Here is a 705-nt window from a genome sequence, read left to right on the forward strand (position 1 = left end):
CAGCCCGTTGATGAAGTCGTCGTTCAGCTCCGGGGATCTGGGGCGAAGCTGATGGCGATGGCGGCGGTTTGATCGCCGACGAGGACAATCAGCAGCAGCATTATGCAGCCGTTCGGCATGATGATGGCGGCAAGGCACGCAGATAGGCGCGCCTGGAACTCCCTCGGTGTCCCGGCGCCGGTCAGCAGGCGCATGATGAGGCCAAGATTGTAGCCGGCGAGGTGGATCAGGTAGCGCTTCTGGATGTTCTCCCGCCCGCGCAGCCAGGTGCGCCGCATGCCGCCACGGTCAAGCACCAGGGCAAAGCAGCGTTCGACGATCTCGGCGCGCAGCTTGAAGGCAGCGCGGGCGACCCTGGAGAGCAGCCGGATGCGGTTGTTGACCACCGCGCGGCGGGCGGCATCGTCGCCATGCCAGCGGAGAAAGCCGTCTCGCTTCGGCTCGGAGATGCGGGTCTTCCACGCGCCATCGTCGAGCGCCTTCAGCGTCTCGCGGGAATGGTAGCCCTTGTCCGCCACCAGCTTGGCCGGCGCCTCCGGGCTCGGCGCTTCCGCGACCGCGCCGAGATGCCGCGCGGCGCTCGCCAGGGTGTCTGGCAGGGTGGCGGTGTCGCCGCGGTCGGCGGCGTGCATCTCGGCGGCGACCACCGCGCCGGTGTCGAGGTCGACCGCGTGCTCGGGCTTGTGCGCTAGCCGCGTACGGCCG

1 protein-coding gene is annotated in these 705 nt (G+C 69.4%); it reads right to left on the reverse strand.

Annotation, left to right across the window (positions count from 1 at the left end; translation table 11 throughout):
• Positions 1–23 precede the first annotated feature (23 nt).
• On the reverse strand, positions 24–705 hold a 682-nt coding region (locus tag ACFHPP_RS31295), incomplete at its 5' end, for a transposase (RefSeq protein WP_437167121.1).

The sequence above is a fragment of the Falsiroseomonas sp. E2-1-a20 genome (assembly GCF_051433195.1).
GTDB lineage: Bacteria > Pseudomonadota > Alphaproteobacteria > Acetobacterales > Acetobacteraceae > Falsiroseomonas.